Consider the following 20,546-nt stretch of genomic DNA (forward strand, 5'->3'; position numbering starts at 1 on the left):
GATGCCAGCCACCTGTGATGTGGTGGTGCTGTTGTCCGGTACCGGCAGCAACTTGCAGGCCCTGATCGACAGCACCCGGGCCGCTGACAGCCCGGTGCGCATCCGCGCGGTGATTTCCAACCGCGCCGATGCCTACGGCCTGCAACGAGCCAGGGATGCGGGTATCGACACCCGCGCCCTCGACCACAAGGCATTCGAAGGCCGCGAGGCTTTCGATGCCGCCCTGGTCGAACTGATTGACACCTTCCAGCCCCAGCTTGTGGTGCTTGCCGGATTCATGCGCATTCTCAGCGCCGACTTCGTACGGCACTATCAGGGCCGCCTGCTGAATATCCATCCTTCGCTGCTACCCAAATACAAAGGGTTACACACTCACCAGCGAGCACTGGAGGCCGCAGACACCGAGCATGGCTGCAGCGTGCACTTCGTGACGGAGGAACTCGATGGCGGACCACTGGTCGTACAGGCAGTGATCCCGGTAGAGTTGCACGACTCGCCGCAAAGCCTGGCGCAGCGGGTCCATGTCCAGGAACACCGGATTTACCCGATGGCCGTACGCTGGTTTGCCGAAGGTCGACTCACACTCGGCGACGAGGGTGCTTTACTGGATGGTCAATTACTGCCTGCCAGCGGCCACTTGATTCGTAATTAGGAGATTTTATGCGTCGCGCCCTGCTCTTCGCTTGTGCTCTGCTTGCCCTGCCCTTCGCGCAGGCGGCAGACCTTCAACCCTTCTCCGCCAGCTATACCGCCGACTGGAAACAGCTGCCAATGAGCGGTACAGCCGAACGTAGCCTGGAAAAAGGCGCCAATGGCACCTGGAAGCTGAGCTTCAAGGCTTCCATGATGATTGCCAGCCTGACCGAAGAAAGCACCCTGACGTTCGACAAGGACACCCTGCTGCCGCAGTCCTATCACTTCGAGCGCGGCGGCCTGGGCAAAGCCAAGAAGGCCGACCTGGACTTCGACTGGAACGCCAAGATGGTCACCGGCACCGATCGCGGTGACGCGGTCAAGATCCCGCTCAATCGCGGCATGGTCGACAAGTCCACCTATCAGCTCGCCCTGCAGCACGATGTCGCCGCCGGCAAGAAGAGCATGAGTTATCAGGTGGTCGACGACGGCGAGGTCGATACCTATGACTTCCGCGTCCTGGGCTCGGAAAAAGTCGACACCAAGGCTGGCCAGATCGATGCGATCAAGGTCGAGCGCGTGCGCGACCCGACGCAAAGCAAGCGCATCACCGTCATGTGGTTCGCCAAGGACTGGGATTACCTGCTGGTCCGCCTGCAACAGGTCGAGACCGACGGCAAGGAATACAACATCATGCTCCTGAACGGCACCGTCAACGGCAAGCCGGTCAAGGGCAGCTAAGCCGCCCGAGCATGAAAAAGCCCCGCCGATGCGGGGCTTTTTTTCGCCTGTCGGTTTTGCCCGAGCGCTCTGGCGCAACCTTTTCAGCAACAGGAACAGCCCGCCCAAGATGAAACTTTTGTCATGAAAGCCCAGGCCGTGCGACCGGATGTCGCAGTTTACGTGGCCTGCGGGATTGTTTCCGGAGCTGCAAAAGATTGTTGCACCTTCCGGCAATTTACTTAGCCAGCTAACAAAATATATAACGAAGTCCTGCACACGCCTTGCTGCAGAATCAACAGAGATTGGAGCTAGCAGATGACTGTAAAAGTAACTGAACGCGACGATTCACATATGTCCCATGAAGGCGTAGCCGCAGGTGTACGGATCTGGGACGTGCATCAACAAGACATGCTGGTGGGCATGTTCCATTCCGAGAGCGATGCCCATAATTACAAGGCCGAACTGGAGAAGCTGGAGCAGAAGCGCTTTACCCAAGACTCCTGACTTCCCGCCGACTGCCACGGCTGTCGCCACGCATCGGCAGCCGCCGCAGAAACAACAAACCCCGCCTTGAGCGGGGTTTGTTGTTTCTGCCGGTTTACCACATCAGATCGTCGGGGATCTGGTAGGCCGCGTACGGATCGTCCTCGTCCGGCGCCTCGGTCGGCGTGTTGAGTTGCACGATACGCCGCGGATCGCGCTCCTGGATCTTCAGCGCCGCTTCCCTCGGGATCACCTCATAACCGCCGGCATGGTGCACGATGGCCAGCGAGCCGCTGCTCAGCTTGTTGCGCATCAGGGTGTTCACCGACAGGCGCTTGACCTTCTTGTCGTCGACGAAGTTGTAGTAGTCCTCGGTGGTCAGCTTCGGCAGGCGCGACACTTCGATCAACTGCTTGATCTGTGCGGCACGCGCTTTCTGCTCGACCTTTTCCTGCTGCTGGCGGTTAAGCTCCTGGTCACGCTTGACCTTCTCGGCCTGCGCTTCCTGGGCCAGGCGTGCCTGGGTATCGTCCGCCTCGACCTGGCCTTTGTGGACCAGGCGTTGCTGCTTCTGTTTCTCTTTGCTGACCTGCTTGGCCTGCTTTTGGTTGACCAGCCCTGCTTTGAGCAACTGGTCGCGAAGGGAAAGGCTCATTGGTGCTTACTCACTTAGGCAACAGCCTCAGCCGCAGCTGGGCAAATTCTTTTCCTGACGTTTGGCTTCGCCCCACAAGGCGTCCAACTCTTCGAGGGTGCAATCTTCCATGGGACGGCGGGTATCGCGCAATGCCTGCTCGATAAATCGGAAACGTCGCTCGAACTTGGCATTGGCGCCGCGCAAGCCGGTTTCCGGGTCGACCTTGAGGTGCCGGGCCAGGTTGACCACGGCGAACAGCAGATCGCCCACTTCGTCGGCGATCGCTGCCGGATCGTTCTCCGACATGGCCTCGAGCACCTCGTCGAGCTCCTCGCGGATCTTGTCCACCACCGGCAAGGCATCCGGCCAGTCGAAACCGACCTGGGCCGCGCGCTTTTGCAACTTGGCCGAACGCGACAGGGCCGGCAATGCCGTGGGCACATCGTCGAGCAAGGACAGCTGCAAAGGCTGCTCAGCCTTCTCGGCGCGCTCCTCGGCCTTGATCTGCTCCCAGCGCTGCTTGACCTGCTCTTCGTCCAGCCGCGGAGTATCCAGCGGCGCGTACAGGTCCCCGGTCGGGAAGACATGGGGGTGGCGACGGATCAGCTTGCGGGTGATGCTGTCGATCACGCCGGCGAATTCGAAACGCCCCTCCTCCCGTGCCAGCTGGCTGTAATACACCACCTGGAACAGCAGGTCGCCCAACTCGCCCTGCAAATGCTCGAAGTCGCCCCGCTCGATGGCATCGGCCACTTCGTAGGCTTCTTCCAGGGTGTGCGGAACGATGGTGGCGTAGGTCTGCTTGATATCCCAGGGGCAGCCGTACTGTGGATCGCGCAACCGCGCCATCAGGTGCAACAGGTCTTCAAGGCTGTACATCGGCAACTCTCATTAGCGCCTCTCCCTGTAGGAGCGAGCTTGCTCGCGATAGCGATGGCGGCCATCGCGAGCACGCTCGCTCCTACAGTATCGGGGCCATCTTCAAGGGGTACGGTTACGACGGGTCTCGATGATGTTCGGCAACTGGGAAATCCGTCCCAGCAACCGCCCCAGCGCGTCCAGCCCCGGAATCTCGATGGTCAGGGACATCAGCGCGGTGTTGTCCTCCTTGTTCGAGCGGGTGTTGACCGCCAGCACGTTGATCCGCTCGTTGAGCAATACCTGGGACACGTCACGCAGCAGGCCGGAACGGTCGTAGGCGCGAATAATGATGTCCACCGGGTAGGTCTGCACCGGCACCGGGCCCCAGCTGACCTGGATGATCCGCTCCGGCTCGCGACCAGCCAGTTGCAGCACCGAGGCGCAATCCTGGCGGTGAATGCTCACCCCGCGACCCTGGGTGATGTAGCCGACGATCGCGTCCCCCGGCAGCGGCTGGCAGCAGCCGGCCATCTGGGTCAGCAGGTTGCCGACGCCCTGGATCTGGATGTCGCCACGCTTGCCCGGCTTGTAGCCGGTGGCCTTGCGCGGAATCAGCTCCAGCTGTTCGTTGCCGCGCTCCGGCTCCACCAGTTGCTGGGCCAGGTTGACCAGTTGCGCCAGGCGCAGGTCGCCCGCGCCCAGGGCGGCGAACATGTCCTCGGCGGTCTTCATGTTGGCCTTGTCGGCCAGCTTCTCGAAATCCACCTGCGGCAGGTCGAGGCGATTGAGTTCGCGCTCGAGCAGGGTCTTGCCCGCGGCCACGTTCTGGTCCCGCGCCTGCAGCTTGAACCAGTGGACGATCTTCGCCCGCGCCCGCGAGGTGGTGACGTACCCCAGGTTCGGGTTCAGCCAGTCGCGGCTCGGCGTGCCGTGCTTGCTGGTGATGATCTCCACCTGCTCGCCGGTCTGCAGGCTGTAGTTGAGCGGCACGATGCGCCCGTTGATCTTCGCGCCGCGGCAGTTGTGACCGATCTCGGTATGCACGCGGTAGGCGAAGTCCAGCGGCGTCGCGCCCTTCGGCAAGTCGATGGCGTGGCCGTCGGGGGTGAAGATGTACACCCGGTCCGGCTCGATATCCACCCGCAGCTGCTCGGCCAGGCCGCCGATATCCCCCAGCTCCTCATGCCACTCGAGCACCTGGCGCAACCAGGAGATTTTCTCTTCGTAGTGGTTGGAGCCGGACTTGACGTCGGTGCCCTTGTAGCGCCAGTGCGCACAGACCCCCAGCTCGGCCTCTTCGTGCATCGAGTGGGTACGGATCTGCACTTCCAGCACCTTGCCTTCCGGACCGATGACCGCCGTGTGCAACGAGCGGTAACCGTTCTCCTTGGGGTTGGCGATGTAGTCGTCGAACTCTTTCGGGATGTGCCGCCACAACGTGTGGACAATGCCCAGCGCGGTATAGCAGTCGCGCATTTCCGGGACCAGCACACGTACGGCGCGCACGTCGTAGATCTGGCTGAATTCCAGGCCCTTGCGCTGCATTTTGCGCCAGATCGAATAGATGTGCTTGGCCCGGCCGCTGATGTCGGCATCGACTCCGGTGGCCTGCAATTCGCTCTGCAACTGGTTCATCACATCGCTGATGAAGCGCTCGCGATCCAGGCGCCGCTCATGCAGCAACTTGGCGATCTGCTTGTACTGCTCGGGCTCCAGGTAGCGGAAGGACAGGTCCTCCAGCTCCCACTTGATATGGCCGATACCGAGGCGGTGAGCCAGCGGTGCATAGATGTCGAAGACTTCCCGGGCGACCCGGTTGCGCTTCTCGTCGTCGGCGTTTTTTACCGCGCGGATCGCGCAGGTCCGCTCGGCCAGCTTGATCAGTGCCACGCGCACGTCGTCGACCATGGCCACCAGCATCTTGCGCAGGTTTTCCACCTGGGCCTGGGTGCCGAGCACGAGGGATTGACGGGGGCTGAGGCTGGCGCTGATAGCAGCCATGCGCAGCACGCCGTCGATCAGCTTGGCCACCACCGGGCCGAAGCGCTGGCTCACGGCCGGCAGCGGAATCTGGCCTTCGCGGACGCCGCGATAAAGCACCGCGGCCACCAGCGAATCCTGGTCCAGCTTGAGGTCGGCGAGGATCTCCGCGATCTCCAGGCCGGTGCTGAAACTGGACATGTCTTCGCCGCTGAGATTCTTCGACGCGATATGTTGTAGCTCTGCCTCACGAGCGTACTCGCAGGCTTCTTTCAAGGCTTCACGGTCCAGTGCCATATCGACGCTGACCGCATGATCGAGCCATGCCTCGAGATTGATACTGCCGTCGGTGTTGATCGGCTGGTGCGCTCTCACCTGTACCATCTTGCTTTACCTTCCCTACGACGCACATTCAATGCGTCAAATCGCTGACCTTCACTGCCAGTATTTCCTCGCTGGGCCGGCGAGTGCTGCCTGACGGGCCAACGGATTAGACGAGCCATCCTAGCTCGCTTCAAATAACGCCATGGCCTCGACATGCGCCGTCTGAGGAAACATATCGAGGATCCCGGCACGTTTTAAACGATAGCCCTGCCTGATCAGTTCGACGGTGTCCCGCGCCAGCGTGGCCGGGTTGCACGACACATAGACCAGACGTTTCGCACCCAGGCTCGCCAGCGTGCGGACCACCTCGAAAGCACCGTCCCGAGGTGGGTCCAAGAGTACCGCAGAAAAGCCTTCGCGCGCCCATTCGGCATCGCTCAGGGGCTGCGATAAATCGGCCTGAAAAAACCGGGTGTTATGCAAATTATTGCTGGCGGCATTCTCCGCCGCGCGCGCGACCATGGTCGCCACCCCTTCGACCGCGACCACTTCACGCACGTTCTGCGCCAGCGGCAGGGCAAAGTTGCCCAGGCCGCAGAACAGGTCCAGCACGCGCTCCTCGGCCTGTGGCGCCAGCCACTCCAGGGCCTGGGCCACCATCGCCTCGTTGACCCCGGCGTTGACCTGCACGAAATCTCCCGGCCGGTAAGCCAGCTGCAGGTTCCACGTCTCCAGGCGATAGCCCAGGGCCTGCTGCGGATCCGCCGGTTGCGGCTCGCCCTCGCCGTGTAGCCACAGCTGGGCGTCATGGAAAGCGCAGAACGCCTGGAGAATCTCCAGGTCGGTGGTGGACAGCGGCGCCATGTGGCGCAGCAACACGGCAATCGCCGACCCGCTGAACAACTCCACATGCCCCAGCGCCTGCGGTTTGCTCAGGCGCCGCAGCATGGCCGGCAAGCGGCTCATGATCGGTTGCAAGGGCTGTACCAGCACCGGGCAGTCGTCGATGGCGACTATGTCCTGGCTGCCGGCGGCACGAAAACCCACTTCGAGTTCTTTCGCCTTGGCGTCCCAGCGCACCGCGACTCGCGCCCGGCGTCGATAGCCGAACTCCGGGCCGCTCAAGGGTGCTGCCCACTCCTGCGGCTCGACCCCAGCGACGCGCGGCAGTTGCTCGGCGAGCATGCGCTGTTTCAGGGCAAGCTGTTCGGCATGGGGCAGATGCTGCACGCTGCAGCCGCCGCAACGGCCCGCATGGGCGCAAGGTGCCGGACGCCGCAGATCGCTGGCGCTGAACACGCGCTCGGTACGGGCCTCCACCACCTTGCCGTGGGCGCCCAGCACCCGCGCCTCGACCTCTTCGCCCGCCAGCGCGCCAGCGACGAACCAGGTACCCCCTTCGACAAAGGCGATGCCGCGGCCGTCGTTGGCCAGGCGTTCGATGCTCAGGCGCTGTTTCTTGCCCACCGGTATCTGCACCGCCCGGCTACCGCCCGAAGGCTGGAAGCGCAGGCCTCTGACTGGCTTAGCCATCAGTTGGGCGCATCGAAGATGCCGGTCGACAGGTAACGGTCGCCACGGTCACAGACGATCGCGACGATCACTGCGTTCTCGACTTCGCGGGACAGACGCAACATCGCCGCCACCGCACCGCCCGAGGACACGCCGCAGAAGATGCCTTCCTCGCGCGCCAGGCGCCGGGTCACGTCCTCGGCTTCGCTTTGCGCCATGTCGACGATGCGATCGACGCGGCTGGCCTGGTAGATCTTTGGCAGGTATTCCTGCGGCCAGCGGCGAATGCCGGGAATGGCCGAACCTTCCATGGGTTGCAGGCCGACGATCTGCACGTTCGGGTTCTGCTCCTTGAGGTAGCGCGAGGTGCCCATGATGGTGCCGGTGGTGCCCATGGAACTGACGAAATGGGTGATGGTGCCCGCGGTCTGGCGCCAGATTTCCGGGCCGGTGCCGGTGTAATGCGCCTGCGGGTTATCGAGGTTGGCGAACTGGTCGAGCATCTTGCCACGGCCTTCGGCCTGCATCCGTTCGGCCAGGTCGCGCGCGCCTTCCATGCCCTCTTCCTGGCTGACCAGGATCAGCTCGGCGCCATAGGCGGTCATTGCCGCCTTGCGCTCGGCGCTGGAGCTGTCGGGCATGATCAGGATCATCTTGTAGCCCTTGATCGCCGCGGCCATGGCCAGGGCGATCCCGGTATTGCCCGAGGTCGCTTCGATCAGCGTATCGCCGGCATGAATCTGCCCACGCAACTCGGCCTGCGTGATCATCGACAGCGCCGGGCGGTCCTTGACCGAACCCGCCGGGTTATTGCCTTCGAGCTTGAGCAGCAGGGTGTTACTGGTGGCGCCAGGCAGGCGCTGCAAACGGACCAGCGGGGTGTTGCCGACGCAATCGGCGATGGTGGGGTACTGCTGAGTCATGGGCGTATTCGCAATCCAGGCCGCGGGGGCGCCTATCATACCGGCAAACGTTCGCAGGCCATATCACGCAAAGTGAGGGGCTTATGGCTTAACGCTATAAGGCGACGCCCCCTCTCAATCGCCGGCCGGCCCGCTTACCTCGGCAGCCCGCAACAGCATGTTCAGGCGCAGGCCACGCCCGGCATTCTCCGCCCACATACGCCCGCCCTGACGCTGCACGGCGTTGCGCGCGATGCTCAACCCCAGGCCGAAACCACCGTCGCCGGGGCGCGAGCCATCGAGGCGGGTGAAAGGGTCGAAGATCCGCTGCAAGTCCGCATCGGCCACGCCCGGCCCTTCGTCCTCCAGCCACAGCAGCCAGTACTCGCCCTGGCGCTGGCCGTCCAGCACCACCCGGCCGCCCACCGGCGAATGGCGGATGGCATTGCGCAGGAGGTTTTCCAGCGCCTGGGCCAGGGTATTGAGGTTGCCCCTGACCCAGCACGAGGCATCCAGCGCGCACTGCAACCGGGCAACGGGCCAGGCGCTTTCGAAGCAGGCGTTTTCCGTGAGCATTTCCCACAAGGCCTGGACCTGGATGTCCTCTTCGGCCAACGGCGCCCGTTCCGTGTCGAGCCAGGCCAGTTGCAAGGTGTCGTCGACCAGCCGTTGCATGCCGTCCACTTCCCGCGCCAGGCGTTCGCGCAGGGCCGGCAAGCTCTGCTCGCCATCGCAGGCCACCCGCAAGCGGCTCAAGGGCGTGCGCAACTCATGGGAAAGATCGCGCAGCAATTGCTGCTGCAAGGCCACGGTGCCCTGCAGGCGCTCGGACATCTGGTCGAAGGCCCGGCCCAGTTCGCCCAGTTCGTCCTGGCGACTGGTGGTCTGGCTCGACAGCCGCGTGCTCAATTGATCGGCGCGCCAGGCGTTGGCCTGCTCGCGCAACTGGTTCAGCGGCACCACCAGCAGTCGATACAGCCCGACGCACAGCAGCAGGGTGAACAGCCCCGGAATCACGCCGTTGGTCAGCATGCGCCAGAACACCCGGTAACGCCCCGGCATGAAACGCTGGGGCAATTCGATCACCAGGCTGCCGGCCGAAGGGTCGCCGGGAAACGGGATTTTCAACCAGGGCAGGCCGCGGGTATGCCGGCTGACCGGCCAGTCCAGGCCGCGCAGGAACGTCAGGCGCTGGCTCTCGGCCTCGCTTAGCGGATAGCTGCTCAGCGATTGCAGGTCGCGCCCGATGACCCCGACCCAATGCTGCTCGCGCCCGGCCATCGCCTGCAGCCAGGCATCGACCCCGGCGCTCTGCCCCTGGTTCCAGGCCTGCTCGGCTTCGGCGGCGTAGCCGGTCAGGGTGCCGCGGGCCTCATCGGACAGGAACAGGTTCTTCTGTTCCATGTAGCGGCCCCAGGACCAGCTCAGCCAGATCATCAGCAAACAGAAGGCGACCAACAGACAGGCCAGTTTCCAGAACAGCGAATGGCGCCCGGGCAGTTCAGGCCATCTCATCGACGGCACTCAACACATACCCCTTGCCCCAGACCGTGCGTATTTCCCGCGCGACATAACCGACGGCCTTGAGCTTGCGGCGGATCTGGCTGATGTGCATGTCCAGGCTGCGATCGTGCGGGGCGTAGCCGCGCTGCAGCACATGCTGATAAAGGAAGGGTTTGCTCAGGACCTCGTCGCCATTGCGGTTGAGCGTCTCCAGCAAACGATATTCGCTGCGGGTCAACCCGGCCCATTGCTGGCGGTAATGGACGTCGCACAGCTCGTCGTCGAAGCGCAGGCCCTGGGTTTCCTGGCGGAGCGGCACCGCGGCCGGCCGGCGGTCCAGCGCCACCCGCCGCAGGATGGCCTCGATGCGTACCCGCAGCTCGGCCATGCTGAAGGGCTTGGGCAGATAGTCGTCGGCGCCCAGGCGAAAGCCGCTGATGCGATCGGCCTCGGCCCCCAGCGCCGACATCAGCAGCACCGGCGTGGAGTGGCTCTGGCGCAAGTGCGTGAGCACCGACAGGCCGTCCATGCCCGGCAACAGGATATCCATCAGCACCACGTCGAAAGATTGCCGGCGCACGATCTCCAGGCCTTCCTGGCCGTTCTGGCACCAGGTGACCGCAAAACCGCTGCGCCCCAGTTGTTCGTGCACATAGGCGCCGAGCACCGGATCGTCTTCGATGCTCAGGATCCGGGGCTGGTCGATAGATACGGGATTCATTGGCTTCTGCAAGCGATTCTCAGTTGAGCGATTATTCAAGATTGGCCGCGCCCGGGCAACCGACGCCGGTCAACAAAATGTTCGAGGGCGCCAGTACCGGTTCGGCGATCGATTTGCCGAGATTGCCGCTCGGCAAATGGCTACACTGCGCAGGTGTTGCGCACCGGATGTGCGCAAGGTTCATTCAAAACAGCGTGGTAGCAGGAGAGTTGCGTGCTTAAGAAACTGGGGATCAAAGGCCGCGTGCTGTTGCTGACCTTGCTGCCAACCAGCCTGATGGCGTTGGTGCTGGGCGGCTATTTCACCTGGATGCAGCAATCGGACCTGCAAACCCAGCTTCTGCAACGCGGCGAGATGCTCGCCGAACAACTGGCGCCCCTGGTCGCGCCCGCCCTCGCCCACTCGAACACCGCCCTGCTGGAGCGCATCGCCACCCAGTCGCTGGAACAACAGGACGTACGCGCGGTGACCTTCCTCGCGCCCGACCGCACGCCGCTGGCCCATGCCGGCCCGACCATGCTCAATGCCGCGCCGACCGGCAACGGCAGCCAGATGCTGCAACGCACCGGCAGCGACGCCACCCGCTATTTGCTGCCGGTGTTCGGCCGCCATCGCAACCTGGCCGGCGATCTGATTCCCGACGAGTCCGACCGCCTGCTCGGCTGGGTCGAACTGGAACTGTCCCACAACAGCATGCTGCTACGCGGTTATCGCAGCCTGTTCGCCAGCCTGCTGCTGATCAGCGCCGGACTGATCGGCACCGGTCTCTTGGCCTTGCGCATGGGCCGCACCATCAACAACCCGCTGAACCAGATCAAGCAGGCCGTTACCCAGCTCAAGGACGGCAACCTGGAAACCCGCCTGCCGCCGCTGGGCAGCCAGGAACTGGACGAACTGGCCGCGGGCATCAACCGCATGGCCGGCACCCTGCAGAACGCCCAGGAAGAATTGCAGCACAGCATCGACCAGGCCACCGAGGACGTACGCCAGAACCTGGAAACCATCGAGATCCAGAACATCGAGCTGGACCTGGCGCGCAAGGAGGCCCTGGAGGCCAGCCGGATCAAGTCCGAATTCCTGGCCAACATGAGTCATGAAATCCGCACGCCGCTCAACGGCATCCTCGGCTTCACCCACTTGTTGCAGAAAAGCGAGCTGACTCCGCGCCAGCTGGATTACCTGGGCACCATCGAAAAATCCGCCGACAGCCTGCTGGGGATCATCAACGAAATCCTCGACTTCTCGAAAATCGAAGCCGGCAAGCTGGTGCTCGACAGCATTCCGTTCAACCTGCGCGACCTGTTGCAGGACACCCTGACCATCCTCGCCCCGGCGGCCCACGCCAAGCAGCTGGAACTGGTCAGCCTGGTGTACCGCGATACCCCGCTGTCGCTGGTGGGCGACCCGCTGCGGCTCAAGCAGATCCTCACCAACCTGGTGAGCAATGCGATCAAGTTCACCCGCGAGGGCACCATCGTCGCCCGCGCGATGCTCGAGGAAGAGCACGAAGACAGCGTGCAATTGCGCATCAGTATCCAGGACACCGGCATCGGGCTGTCGAACCAGGATGTGCGCGCCCTGTTCCAGGCGTTCAGCCAGGCCGACAACTCGCTGTCGCGCCAGCCCGGCGGCACCGGCCTGGGGCTGGTGATTTCCAAGCGCCTGATCGAACAGATGGGCGGCGAAATCGGTGTCGACAGCACCCCGGGCGAAGGTTCGGAGTTCTGGATCAGCCTGCGCCTGCCGAAAACCCGCGACGACGCCGAGGACCTGCCCGCCCCGCCGCTGCTCGGCCGGCGGGTCGCGGTCCTGGAGAACCATGAACTGGCACGCCAGGCCTTGCAGCACCAGCTCGAGGACTGCGGCCTGGAAGTCACGCCGTTCAATACCCTGGAAGCCCTGACCAACGGGGTCACCGGTGTGCACCAGACGGAACAGGCGATCGACCTGGCGGTCCTCGGCATCACCACCAACGACATGCCGCCGGAACGCCTCAACCAGCACATCTGGGACCTCGAACACCTGGGCTGCAAAGTGCTGGTGTTGTGCCCGACCACCGAACAGACGGTGTTCCACCTGTCGGTGCCCAACCCGCACAGCCAGTTGCAGGCCAAGCCGGCGTGCACGCGCAAACTGCGCCGGGCCCTGGCCGACCTGGTCAACCCCAAGGTAACGCGCAGCGAGCCGAGCGAACCGATCGCCAGCCGTCCGCCGCGGGTGCTCTGTGTCGATGACAACCCGGCCAACCTGCTGCTGGTGCAGACCCTGCTCGAAGACATGGGCGCCAAGGTGCTCGCAGTGGACAGCGGCTATGCCGCAGTCAAGGCTGTGCAGAACGAAGCGTTCGACCTGGTGATGATGGACGTGCAGATGCCCGGCATGGACGGTCGCCAGAGCACCGAGGCGATTCGCCAGTGGGAAAGCGAGCGCAACTGCACGCCATTGCCGGTGATCGCCCTCACCGCCCATGCCATGGCCAACGAAAAACGCGCGCTGCTGCAAAGCGGCATGGACGACTACCTGACCAAGCCCATCAGCGAGCGCCAACTGGCGCAGGTGGTACTGAAATGGACCGGCCTGGCCCTGCGCAACCAGGGCCCGGAACGCAGCGGCGAACCGTCCGGCAACGGCCTCGAGCTGCAGGTACTGGACCACGACGAAGGCTTGCGCCTGGCCGCCGGCAAGGCGGACCTGGCCGCCGACATGCTGGCGATGCTCCTGGCCTCGCTGGAGGCCGACCGGGAAGCGATCCGCACGGCGCGCGCGGCCAACGACCACACGGCGCTGATCGAACGGGTCCACCGTCTGCACGGCGCCACCCGCTACTGTGGCGTGCCGCAACTGCGCGCTGCCTGCCAGCGCGCCGAAACCCTGCTCAAGCAGGAAGACAGCAAGGCCTTCGCCGCCCTCGACGAGCTCGAACGGGCCATCAATCGCCTGGCCACGGAAGCCCGCATCAACGCCTGACTCAGGGCAACACCCCGGCTGCCCCGAAGGTGCAAGCTATGGGCAGCCTCCCACAAGGAAGACGCCATGCGCACGATTCTCTTCAGCAGCCAGAACCACGACCGCGACAGCTTCCTCGGCGCATCACTGCCGCCAGGTATCGAACTGCAATTCCAGGCCGCGCGACTGAGCCTGGACACCGCGCCGCTGGCGGAACACCACGAGGTGGTCTGCGCCTTTATCAACGACGACCTGAGCGCACCGGTGCTGGAGCAACTGGCGGCCGGCGGCACGCGCCTGATCGCGCTGCGCTCGGCCGGCTACAACCATGTCGACCTGGCCGCCGCCAAGCGCCTGGGCCTGGATGTGGTGCGGGTCCCGGCCTACTCGCCCCATGCCGTGGCCGAACACGCGGTGGCGCTGATCCTGGCGCTGAACCGCCGTCTGCACCGTGCCTACAACCGGACCCGCGAAGGCGACTTCAGCCTGCACGGCCTGACCGGTTTCGACCTGGTGGGGAAAACCGTCGGCATCGTCGGCACCGGGCAGATCGGCGCGACGTTCGCGCGGATCATGGCCGGCTTCGGCTGCCGATTGCTGGCCCACGCCCCCTTTCCCAACCCCGAGGTCGAGGCCCTGGGCGCACGTTACCTGAGCCTGCCGGAGCTGCTGGCCGAGGCGCAGATCATCAGCCTGCACTGCCCGCTGACGGCCGCCAGCAAACACCTGATCAACCGCCAGAGCCTGGCCCGGATGCAACCGGGGGCGATGCTGATCAACACGGGCCGCGGCGGCCTGGTGGACACCCCGGCGTTGATCGAAGCCTTGAAGAGCGGCCAGCTGGGCTACCTGGGGCTGGATGTCTATGAAGAGGAAGCCCAGCTGTTCTTCGAGGACCGTTCCGACCTGCCGCTGCAGGACGACGTGCTCGCGCGCCTGCTGACGTTCCCCAACGTGATCATCACCGCGCACCAGGCCTTCCTCACCCGCGAGGCCCTGGCGGCGATCGCCGAGACCACCTTGCACAACATCGCCGCCTGGGCCGGCGGCTCGCCATGCAACCGGGTGGACAGCTGAAGCGACGGACAGGCGGCACGCCCAGGTCATCTGCCTGCAACCTGAGGGATCGGGGCGCGTGCTAGCATACGCGCCAGATTTGGAGGACCCATGGTCGAACACGATTTCCGCTACAGCCTGATGAACCCGCAACACACCCTGATCGAATGCCGCGCCCTGGTGCCCGGCCGCTACCAGGTCACCGGCAACGGTGGTTCGATTCGCAACGACGACGTGCTGATCGTCACCCTCAAGGGCAGCAAGGACCTGTCGATGCGCCTGACGGTGGAAACCGTGCGCCATCTGATCAACCCGGCCGGCCAGTGGGTCGCCGTGGCCCGTGGCCCGGTATTCGGCGAACTGGCGATCCACCAGTGGCAGGTCAACTGCGACAGCTGCGCCAGCGAATTGAGTTTCGAGTTCGCGGTGGATGCCAAGCTCGGCAGCAAGGCGCAAAAACCGGCAGCCAGCGCACGAATCGCCGAGCTGGGCTGGATCAGCGAAGGGGAAAAACACCTGTGCCCGAAATGCCAGCGAGCCGCCCAATGAAACGCCTGGCCTTGAGCGCCGCTCTCGGCGCCGGCCTGCTGGGTTGCGCGGCGGAACCGGTGAAACTGCAACAAGACCGTAGCTACATTCTCGAGTGGATCGGCGAGCGTCCGCTGATCGACTACAGCCACCTGACCATCACCCTCGGTGAAGACGGTCGCGCCTACGGCAATGGCGGCTGCAACCACTGGTTCGCGCCCTACACCCTGGACGGCGACAAACTCAGCTTCGGCAAGGTCGGCAGCACCCGTAAGATGTGCGCGCCCGCCCTGATGGAGCAGGAGCGGCGCTTCCTGCAGGCGCTGGAGAATGTGCAGCGCTGGGACATCTCCCCGATCGAGCAAGTGCGCTTCTGGCCGGCCGAAGGCAAGCCGCTGCGCTGGTGGCTCGAGGAAGGTTGATCCGCGCCCCTGTCGCCGCTGCCGAGCGCAGCGAGGCCGCGATCGGCAACGCAGTTGCCGCAAACCACGTTCTGTCTGGATAAACGCGTCGGCTGGTCTGGCGCGATCGCGGGCAAGCCTCGCTCCTACAAGGGCGGTGTACTGTCAATGCCCCCGCAGGGCTTCGAGCTTCGCCATCACCCCCGCCGCGGTCTGCTCGCCCATCAGTTGCTCACGCACTTTGCCCTTGTCATCGATGATGTAGGTCACCGGCAGGCCTTCGCTGCGCGGCAGATCGAAAATCTCCGCCGGGTTCTGCGCCAGCACGGTGAACTTGATGCCCAGTTTTTCACTGGCGCTCTTGAGCTCCTCGCCCTGGACGTTATCGAAATTCACCCCCAGCACGCTCACCGGCTGGCCCTTGAGGCTTTCGGCCAGGGCATTGAGCTCGGGGATCTCGGTACGGCACGGCCCGCACCACTCAGCCCAGTAATTGAGGACCAGCCACTGCTTGTCCACACGTTCGGCGGCGACTTTCTGGCCATATTGATCGACCCCGTAATCGTTGCCGCAGCCGCTCAGCAACAAGGTGCCGATGATCGCCAATGCCGCTGCCAATTGCCTTGCCATGCCTAGATCCTTGTATTGAAAAACCTGTCAAACCCGCTTTCTCGTGCGACCCATCGCCTCGCGAGGTTCAGGACTGCCCGTCGCGCAGGTAGAATAGCCGCCACCTTACGCAAGATGCGACCCGCCCATGACCGATCTGACGCTTTATCACAATCCGCGCTGCTCGAAATCCCGCGGCGCGCTGGAACTGCTGGAAGCCCGCGGCCTGACCCCGACCGTGGTCCGCTACCTGGAGACCCCGCTCGATGCCACCCGGTTGCAAGCCTTGCTGGGCAAGCTCGGGATCAGTGCCCGCCAACTGCTGCGCACCGGCGAAGACGAGTACAAGACCCTGAACCTGGCCGACCCCGGCCTGAGCGAAGCGCAACTGATCGCCGCCATCGCCGCCCATCCGAAGCTCATGGAACGGCCGATTCTCGAAGCCGGCGACAAGGCCATCATCGGCCGGCCGCCGGAGAACGTGCTGGAGATCCTGCCTTGAGCACGCCGTACATCCTGGTTCTCTACTACAGCCGCAACGGCTCGACCAACGAGATGGCCCGGCAGATCGCCCGGGGCATCGAGCAAGGCGGCCTGGAAGCGCGCCTGCGCACCGTGCCGGCGATCTCCGCCGAGTGCGAAGCCGTGGCCCCGAGCATTCCCCAGGACGGCGCGCTGTATGCCAGCCTCGACGACCTCAAGCACTGCTCCGGCCTGGCCCTGGGCAGCCCGACCCGTTTCGGCAACATGGCCGCGCCCTTGAAGTACTTCCTCGACGGCACCAGCAACCTGTGGCTGACCGGCGCCCTGGTGGGCAAGCCGGCCGGGGTGTTCACCTCCACCGCCAGCCTGCATGGCGGCCAGGAAACCACCCTGCTGTCGATGATGCTGCCGCTGCTGCACCACGGCATGCTGATCACCGGCCTGCCTTACAGCGAATCGGCCCTGCTGGACACCCGTGGCGGCGGCACCCCTTATGGCGCCAGCCATCACGCCGGCGCCGACGGCAAGAGCCCGCTGAACGAGCATGAAATCGCGCTGTGCCGCGCCCTGGGTCTGCGCCTGGCCAAGACCGCCCTGCAACTGGAGAGCGGCCGTGGCTAGGAAGCCGAAGATCCTGCCGGCCATCGAATGGCTGGAGCCGCGCGTGCGCCTCGCCCGGGTGCTGAGCCTGGTGTGCTTTTTCGGCCTGGTCGGCCTGCTGTGCGGCTACTACCTGTTCGTTGCCGACCTGCATGGCGCCCGTCCCTGGGTGATCCTGCTGGTCGAACTGGTGCCGCTGCTGCTGATGGCGCCGGGCATGCTGATGGGCAGCGCCCGCGGGCACTCCTGGATGTGCTTCGTGGTCAACCTGTACTTCATCAAGGGCGCGCTGGCCGCCTACGACCCGAACCGGCAACTGTTCGGCCTGCTGGAAATCCTCGCCAGCCTGGCGCTGTTCTGCTCGGCCTTGCTGTATGTGCGCTGGCGCTCCCAGCTCAACCGCAAGCGGGCCGGCGAAGGCGACGTCAGCGCCGCCTGACGGCGGCGTTATCGCGGGCAAGCCTCGCTCCTACAGAAGCAGGTCTGTGTAGGAGCGAGGCTTGCCCGCGATGAACGATGACGCGGTGCTCCAGAGAGCACACCCAGATCAGTGGTTGACGGTATACGCCAGCATCATCGAGATCTGGCACAGCGGCCGGCCACTTTCCGCATGCCACTGGTTGAAGGCACCCTGCACGGTGGCCAGGTCCTTGAGGCTGCTGGGCACTTTGTCGACGATCTTCTGCGCGTTCAGCGCCGCCACCACGTCGTTGGTCGGCACGAAGGTGTCCTTGCCGACCATCCGCAAGAAGCGCGGGGCCGACAGGCCGCCCAGCTGATGACCGTGCTTGGACAGGTACTTCCACAGGCCGACGATGTCGGTCACCGGCCAGTCGGCGATCAAGGCGCCGAAGCTGCCCTTTTCCTTTTCCACATCCAGCACCATCTGGGCGTTGCGCGGCACGCTCTTGAGCTTGCCCAGGTGGCGGATGATCCGCTCGTCCTGCATCAGCCGCTCGAGATGCTCGGCGCCCATCAGCACCACTTTCTCCGGGTCGAAACCAAAAAACACTTCTTCGAACGCCGGCCACTTGGCATCCACCAGGCTGTGTTTCAGGCCGGCGCGAAACACCCGCAGGGCCAGGGTCGAGAGATAGCGGTCATCGCTGATCTTGCGCAATTGCGCCGGGGTTTTCGGCACCGGCAGGTGGGCTTCCAGTTCGGCCGCCGAACCGAAGCGGTTCAGACAGTATTCGTGCAGCCACTTGTAGTCGCGCATGCCCGCTCCTTAAGACGCTAAAGAAACGGCGCCCAAGAGCGCCGTGATTCCACAATGCAGAGCCGCGAAACGACTCAGAGGTTCACCACGTTGACGAAACGCGAGGCGGCGGTTTCGTCGATTTTCAGGCTGGTGAAGTCGAACAGGTTGCGGTCCGCCAGTTGCGACGGCACCACGTTCTGCAGCCCGCGGAAAATGCTTTCGGTACGCCCGGGGTTCTTGCGTTCCCACTCCTGGAGCATTTCCTTGACCACCTGGCGTTGCAGGTTCTCCTGGGAACCGCAGAGGTTGCACGGAATGATCGGGAACTGCTTGAGATCGGAATAGGCCTGGATGTCCTTCTCGCTGCAATAGGCCAGCGGCCGGATCACCACGTTGCGCCCGTCGTCGGCCCGCAGCTTGGGCGGCATGGCCTTGAGCGAGCCGTTGTAGAACATGTTGAGGAAGAAGGTCTCGACGATGTCGTCGCGATGGTGCCCGAGGGCCATCTTGGTCGCGCCGATCTCGTCGGCGAAGGTGTACAGGGTGCCACGACGCAGGCGCGAGCACAGCGAACAGGTGGTCTTGCCTTCCGGCACCAGTTCCTTGACCACCGAGTAGGTGTCCTTCTCGACGATGTGGTACTCGACGCCCAGCTCCTTGAGGTAGGCCGGCAGGACGTGCTCGGGGAACCCGGGCTGCTTCTGGTCCATGTTCACGGCGACGATGTCGAACTTGATCGGCGCAACCTTCTGCAGGTGCATCAGCACGTCGAGCATGGTGTAGCTGTCCTTGCCGCCGGACAGGCAGACCATGACCTTGTCGCCGTCTTCGATCATGTTGAAGTCGGCGACCGCTTCCCCGGCCTGGCGGCGCAGGCGTTTCTGCAGTTTGTTCTGGTTGACCGTAAGAGTGCCCATGGCGCTTGGAATCCGCGATGTGTGACGAAAAGCCGGACATTTTACGCATAAAGCACGCGCGGGCGAAGCGCCGGGCGCCCGCCGAGCGAGCAAATCACCTCTGGCGATTACCAGCCGGGCCGACAGCGCGATTTGCTCTAACGCCCGCCACTATTGGCGGTCAGTCCTTTCTATACTGCGACATAAGGTCGCACACATATTCAGACCTTTACTTACTTGGCCGCTGGCCCGTAGGCGCTCCGCTGGGGGGCGATGGCAATAACAAAGGAGTGACTGACTATGATCCATCATGTCGTGGGACTCTTCACCCACCCCGATCAGGAATGGCGAGAAATACGTGGCGACGAAGAGGAAAGCATCAGCCACATGTATCTCACCCACACGCTGATCCTCGCCGCTATCCCGGCGATTTCGGCGTTTATCGGCACCACTCAGGTCGGTTGGGTCATTGGCAGCCGGGCGCCGGTCATGCTGACCATGGAAAGCGCGCTGTGGATGACCATCATGTCGTACCTGGCGATGCTCGGCGGGGTCGCGGTCATGGGCGCCTTCATCCACTGGATGGCTCGCACCTACGACGCCAACCCGAGCCTGGCGCGCTGCGTCGCGTTCGCCACCTATACCGCGACACCGTTGTTCGTCGGCGGCCTGGCAGCGCTGTATCCGCACATGTGGCTGGGCATGATCGTCGGCACGGCGGCCATCTGCTACACCGTCTACCTGCTGTATGTCGGGCTGCCGACCTTCATGAACATCCCCGCGGACGAAGGTTTCCTGTTCTCGAGCTCCGTACTGGCCGTCGGGCTGGTGGTACTGGTCGCGATCATGGCCTTCACCGTGATTGTCTGGGGCCTTGGCGTCGGCCCCGTCTACACCAACTGACGCTGCTCAGAAAACAAACACCATCTGCCAACAGAGGCCGCCGCAAGGCGGCCTTTCCATCTCTACCACGACCATTCGGCGCCTGGACGATTCGGAATGCACTCGCTTTGCGGCATACTCACCCGCTCTGGAGAGCCGTTAAGCATGCCCGAGCAACTCTTTACCCGCGTCGAAGACTGTTTCCAACTCGCTGAATCCTTTTTCAAACGACCTTTCAAACGCCCGACGGTCAGCCTCAAATTGCGAGGCCAGAAAGCCGGCGTTGCCCACCTGCACGAAAACCTGCTGCGCTTCAATCCACAGCTGTACCGGGAAAACACCGAAGACTTCCTCAAGCAGACCGTGGCCCACGAAGTCGCCCACCTGATCGCCCACCAACTGTTCGGGGAGCGCATCCAGCCCCACGGCGAGGAATGGCAATTGATCATGCGCGGCGTCTACGAGCTGCCACCCAATCGCTGCCACACCTATGAAGTCCAGCGCCGCAGCGTGACCCGCTACATCTATCGCTGCCCTTGCGACAACGACTTCCCGTTTTCCGCCCAGCGCCATCGCCTGGTCGCCCAGGGGCGGCGTTACCTGTGCCGGCGTTGCCGCCATACCCTGGTTTTCAGCGGTGAAATGCGGGTCGAGTGAGCCCGGGC

Annotated in this window: 22 protein-coding genes; 12 read left to right on the plus strand and 10 right to left on the minus strand. The window is 64.0% G+C overall.

The features are described 5' to 3' along the window. Position 1 precedes the first annotated feature (1 nt). From purN to TO66_RS23230, 3 genes are all read left to right on the plus strand, one after another. On the plus strand, positions 2-652 hold the full coding sequence (gene purN, locus TO66_RS23220) for a phosphoribosylglycinamide formyltransferase (protein ID WP_044466142.1): 651 nt from the start codon (positions 2-4) through the stop codon (positions 650-652). Between the two features lie 8 nt (positions 653-660). Beyond that, on the plus strand, positions 661-1,374 hold the full coding sequence (locus TO66_RS23225; RefSeq protein WP_044464462.1) for a DUF3108 domain-containing protein: 714 nt from the start codon (positions 661-663) through the stop codon (positions 1,372-1,374). A gap of 297 nt (positions 1,375-1,671) precedes the next feature. Continuing rightward, complete coding sequence (locus TO66_RS23230) at positions 1,672-1,860, plus strand: hypothetical protein (protein WP_044464463.1); 189 nt, start codon at positions 1,672-1,674, stop codon at positions 1,858-1,860. Between the two features lie 94 nt (positions 1,861-1,954). Here TO66_RS23230 and TO66_RS23235 read toward each other — a convergent pair whose 3' ends face one another. The 7 genes from TO66_RS23235 to TO66_RS23265 form a co-directional block, all read right to left on the minus strand. Then, a complete protein-coding gene (locus tag TO66_RS23235) occupies positions 1,955-2,494 on the minus strand; it encodes a DUF2058 domain-containing protein (RefSeq protein WP_044464464.1) in 540 nt (179 codons plus the stop codon). 27 nt (positions 2,495-2,521) lie between these two features. Then, positions 2,522-3,355, minus strand: a complete 834-nt coding sequence (gene mazG, locus TO66_RS23240) for a nucleoside triphosphate pyrophosphohydrolase (protein WP_044464465.1) — start codon at positions 3,353-3,355, stop codon at positions 2,522-2,524. 102 nt (positions 3,356-3,457) lie between these two features. Next, positions 3,458-5,701 (minus strand): GTP diphosphokinase, encoded by a 2,244-nt coding sequence (relA, locus tag TO66_RS23245; RefSeq protein WP_044464466.1) that lies wholly within the window; start codon positions 5,699-5,701, stop codon positions 3,458-3,460. Between the two features lie 120 nt (positions 5,702-5,821). Next, on the minus strand, positions 5,822-7,174 hold the full coding sequence (gene rlmD / locus TO66_RS23250) for a 23S rRNA (uracil(1939)-C(5))-methyltransferase RlmD (protein ID WP_044464467.1): 1,353 nt from the start codon (positions 7,172-7,174) through the stop codon (positions 5,822-5,824). After that, on the minus strand, positions 7,174-8,076 hold the full coding sequence (cysM, locus tag TO66_RS23255; RefSeq protein WP_044464468.1) for a cysteine synthase CysM: 903 nt from the start codon (positions 8,074-8,076) through the stop codon (positions 7,174-7,176). The genes rlmD and cysM overlap by 1 nt, the downstream gene beginning before the upstream one ends. Positions 8,077-8,190: 114 nt before the next feature. Then, positions 8,191-9,570, minus strand: a complete 1,380-nt coding sequence (locus tag TO66_RS23260) for a sensor histidine kinase (protein ID WP_044464469.1) — start codon at positions 9,568-9,570, stop codon at positions 8,191-8,193. Next, on the minus strand, positions 9,557-10,279 hold the full coding sequence (locus tag TO66_RS23265; RefSeq protein ID WP_044464470.1) for a response regulator transcription factor: 723 nt from the start codon (positions 10,277-10,279) through the stop codon (positions 9,557-9,559). The genes TO66_RS23260 and TO66_RS23265 overlap by 14 nt, the downstream gene beginning before the upstream one ends. Positions 10,280-10,492: 213 nt before the next feature. Between TO66_RS23265 and TO66_RS23270 the strand changes: the two genes are divergently transcribed. From TO66_RS23270 to TO66_RS23285, 4 genes are all read left to right on the plus strand, one after another. Then, positions 10,493-13,246 (plus strand): response regulator, encoded by a 2,754-nt coding sequence (locus TO66_RS23270; protein ID WP_044464471.1) that lies wholly within the window; start codon positions 10,493-10,495, stop codon positions 13,244-13,246. Positions 13,247-13,312: 66 nt separating this feature from the next. Then, positions 13,313-14,302, plus strand: coding sequence for a 2-hydroxyacid dehydrogenase (locus TO66_RS23275; protein ID WP_044464472.1), 990 nt, complete (start codon positions 13,313-13,315; stop codon positions 14,300-14,302). 90 nt (positions 14,303-14,392) lie between these two features. Further along, entirely contained in the window at positions 14,393-14,830 is a 438-nt protein-coding gene (locus tag TO66_RS23280) for a hypothetical protein (RefSeq protein WP_044464473.1), read from the plus strand. Beyond that, positions 14,827-15,231, plus strand: coding sequence for an META domain-containing protein (locus TO66_RS23285; RefSeq protein ID WP_044464474.1), 405 nt, complete (start codon positions 14,827-14,829; stop codon positions 15,229-15,231). The genes TO66_RS23280 and TO66_RS23285 overlap by 4 nt, the downstream gene beginning before the upstream one ends. Positions 15,232-15,375: 144 nt before the next feature. On the opposite strand, the gene TO66_RS23290 is transcribed toward TO66_RS23285, so the two are convergent. Beyond that, the gene (locus TO66_RS23290; protein ID WP_044464475.1) at positions 15,376-15,840 is read right to left on the minus strand and encodes a TlpA disulfide reductase family protein; all 465 of its coding nucleotides are present in this window, start codon (positions 15,838-15,840) and stop codon (positions 15,376-15,378) included. Between the two features lie 127 nt (positions 15,841-15,967). Here TO66_RS23290 and arsC point away from each other — a divergent pair, with 127 nt between their 5' ends. Genes arsC through TO66_RS23305 form a run of 3 tightly spaced genes read left to right on the plus strand, consistent with a single transcriptional unit; the run spans position 15,968 to position 17,341 of the window. Then, positions 15,968-16,321 (plus strand): arsenate reductase (glutaredoxin), encoded by a 354-nt coding sequence (gene arsC / locus TO66_RS23295; protein ID WP_044464476.1) that lies wholly within the window; start codon positions 15,968-15,970, stop codon positions 16,319-16,321. Beyond that, positions 16,318-16,923, plus strand: coding sequence for an NAD(P)H:quinone oxidoreductase (gene wrbA / locus TO66_RS23300; RefSeq protein WP_044464477.1), 606 nt, complete (start codon positions 16,318-16,320; stop codon positions 16,921-16,923). The genes arsC and wrbA overlap by 4 nt, the downstream gene beginning before the upstream one ends. Further along, a complete protein-coding gene (locus tag TO66_RS23305) occupies positions 16,916-17,341 on the plus strand; it encodes a DUF2069 domain-containing protein (RefSeq protein WP_044464478.1) in 426 nt (141 codons plus the stop codon). Before wrbA ends, TO66_RS23305 begins: the two co-directional genes overlap by 8 nt. 108 nt (positions 17,342-17,449) lie before the next feature. Here the strand turns inward: TO66_RS23305 and TO66_RS23310 are convergent, their stop codons facing one another. After that, positions 17,450-18,121 carry a DNA-3-methyladenine glycosylase I gene (locus TO66_RS23310; protein ID WP_044464479.1) on the minus strand — a complete coding sequence of 224 codons (672 nt, stop codon included), beginning with the start codon at positions 18,119-18,121 and terminating at the stop codon, positions 17,450-17,452. Between the two features lie 74 nt (positions 18,122-18,195). Continuing rightward, a complete protein-coding gene (gene ttcA / locus TO66_RS23315; protein ID WP_044464480.1) occupies positions 18,196-19,020 on the minus strand; it encodes a tRNA 2-thiocytidine(32) synthetase TtcA in 825 nt (274 codons plus the stop codon). 279 nt (positions 19,021-19,299) lie between these two features. Between ttcA and TO66_RS23320 the strand changes: the two genes are divergently transcribed. Together TO66_RS23320 and TO66_RS23325 are read left to right on the plus strand one after the other, a co-directional pair. After that, entirely contained in the window at positions 19,300-19,902 is a 603-nt protein-coding gene (locus tag TO66_RS23320) for a Yip1 family protein (RefSeq protein ID WP_044464481.1), read from the plus strand. Positions 19,903-20,046: 144 nt separating this feature from the next. Next, a complete protein-coding gene (locus TO66_RS23325; RefSeq protein WP_044464482.1) occupies positions 20,047-20,538 on the plus strand; it encodes a SprT family zinc-dependent metalloprotease in 492 nt (163 codons plus the stop codon). Positions 20,539-20,546: the final 8 nt, after the last annotated feature.

This window comes from Pseudomonas sp. MRSN 12121 (assembly GCF_000931465.1).
Classification (GTDB): Bacteria; Pseudomonadota; Gammaproteobacteria; order Pseudomonadales; family Pseudomonadaceae; genus Aquipseudomonas.

What these genes read in the sequence shown, in the direction of transcription:
- purN (WP_044466142.1), top strand. Translation starts at nt 2, where the DNA reads ATGCCAGCCACCTGTGATGTGGTGGTGCTGTTGTCCGGTACCGGCAGC.
- TO66_RS23225 (WP_044464462.1), top strand. Translation starts at nt 661, where the DNA reads ATGCGTCGCGCCCTGCTCTTCGCTTGTGCTCTGCTTGCCCTGCCCTTC.
- TO66_RS23230 (WP_044464463.1), top strand. Translation starts at nt 1,672, where the DNA reads ATGACTGTAAAAGTAACTGAACGCGACGATTCACATATGTCCCATGAA.
- TO66_RS23235 (WP_044464464.1), bottom strand. Translation starts at nt 2,494, where the DNA reads ATGAGCCTTTCCCTTCGCGACCAGTTGCTCAAAGCAGGGCTGGTCAAC.
- mazG (WP_044464465.1), bottom strand. Translation starts at nt 3,355, where the DNA reads ATGTACAGCCTTGAAGACCTGTTGCACCTGATGGCGCGGTTGCGCGAT.
- relA (WP_044464466.1), bottom strand. Translation starts at nt 5,701, where the DNA reads ATGGTACAGGTGAGAGCGCACCAGCCGATCAACACCGACGGCAGTATC.
- rlmD (WP_044464467.1), bottom strand. Translation starts at nt 7,174, where the DNA reads ATGGCTAAGCCAGTCAGAGGCCTGCGCTTCCAGCCTTCGGGCGGTAGC.
- cysM (WP_044464468.1), bottom strand. Translation starts at nt 8,076, where the DNA reads ATGACTCAGCAGTACCCCACCATCGCCGATTGCGTCGGCAACACCCCG.
- TO66_RS23260 (WP_044464469.1), bottom strand. Translation starts at nt 9,570, where the DNA reads ATGAGATGGCCTGAACTGCCCGGGCGCCATTCGCTGTTCTGGAAACTG.
- TO66_RS23265 (WP_044464470.1), bottom strand. Translation starts at nt 10,279, where the DNA reads ATGAATCCCGTATCTATCGACCAGCCCCGGATCCTGAGCATCGAAGAC.
- TO66_RS23275 (WP_044464472.1), top strand. Translation starts at nt 13,313, where the DNA reads ATGCGCACGATTCTCTTCAGCAGCCAGAACCACGACCGCGACAGCTTC.
- TO66_RS23280 (WP_044464473.1), top strand. Translation starts at nt 14,393, where the DNA reads ATGGTCGAACACGATTTCCGCTACAGCCTGATGAACCCGCAACACACC.
- TO66_RS23285 (WP_044464474.1), top strand. Translation starts at nt 14,827, where the DNA reads ATGAAACGCCTGGCCTTGAGCGCCGCTCTCGGCGCCGGCCTGCTGGGT.
- TO66_RS23290 (WP_044464475.1), bottom strand. Translation starts at nt 15,840, where the DNA reads ATGGCAAGGCAATTGGCAGCGGCATTGGCGATCATCGGCACCTTGTTG.
- arsC (WP_044464476.1), top strand. Translation starts at nt 15,968, where the DNA reads ATGACCGATCTGACGCTTTATCACAATCCGCGCTGCTCGAAATCCCGC.
- TO66_RS23310 (WP_044464479.1), bottom strand. Translation starts at nt 18,121, where the DNA reads ATGCGCGACTACAAGTGGCTGCACGAATACTGTCTGAACCGCTTCGGT.
- ttcA (WP_044464480.1), bottom strand. Translation starts at nt 19,020, where the DNA reads ATGGGCACTCTTACGGTCAACCAGAACAAACTGCAGAAACGCCTGCGC.
- TO66_RS23320 (WP_044464481.1), top strand. Translation starts at nt 19,300, where the DNA reads ATGATCCATCATGTCGTGGGACTCTTCACCCACCCCGATCAGGAATGG.
- TO66_RS23325 (WP_044464482.1), top strand. Translation starts at nt 20,047, where the DNA reads ATGCCCGAGCAACTCTTTACCCGCGTCGAAGACTGTTTCCAACTCGCT.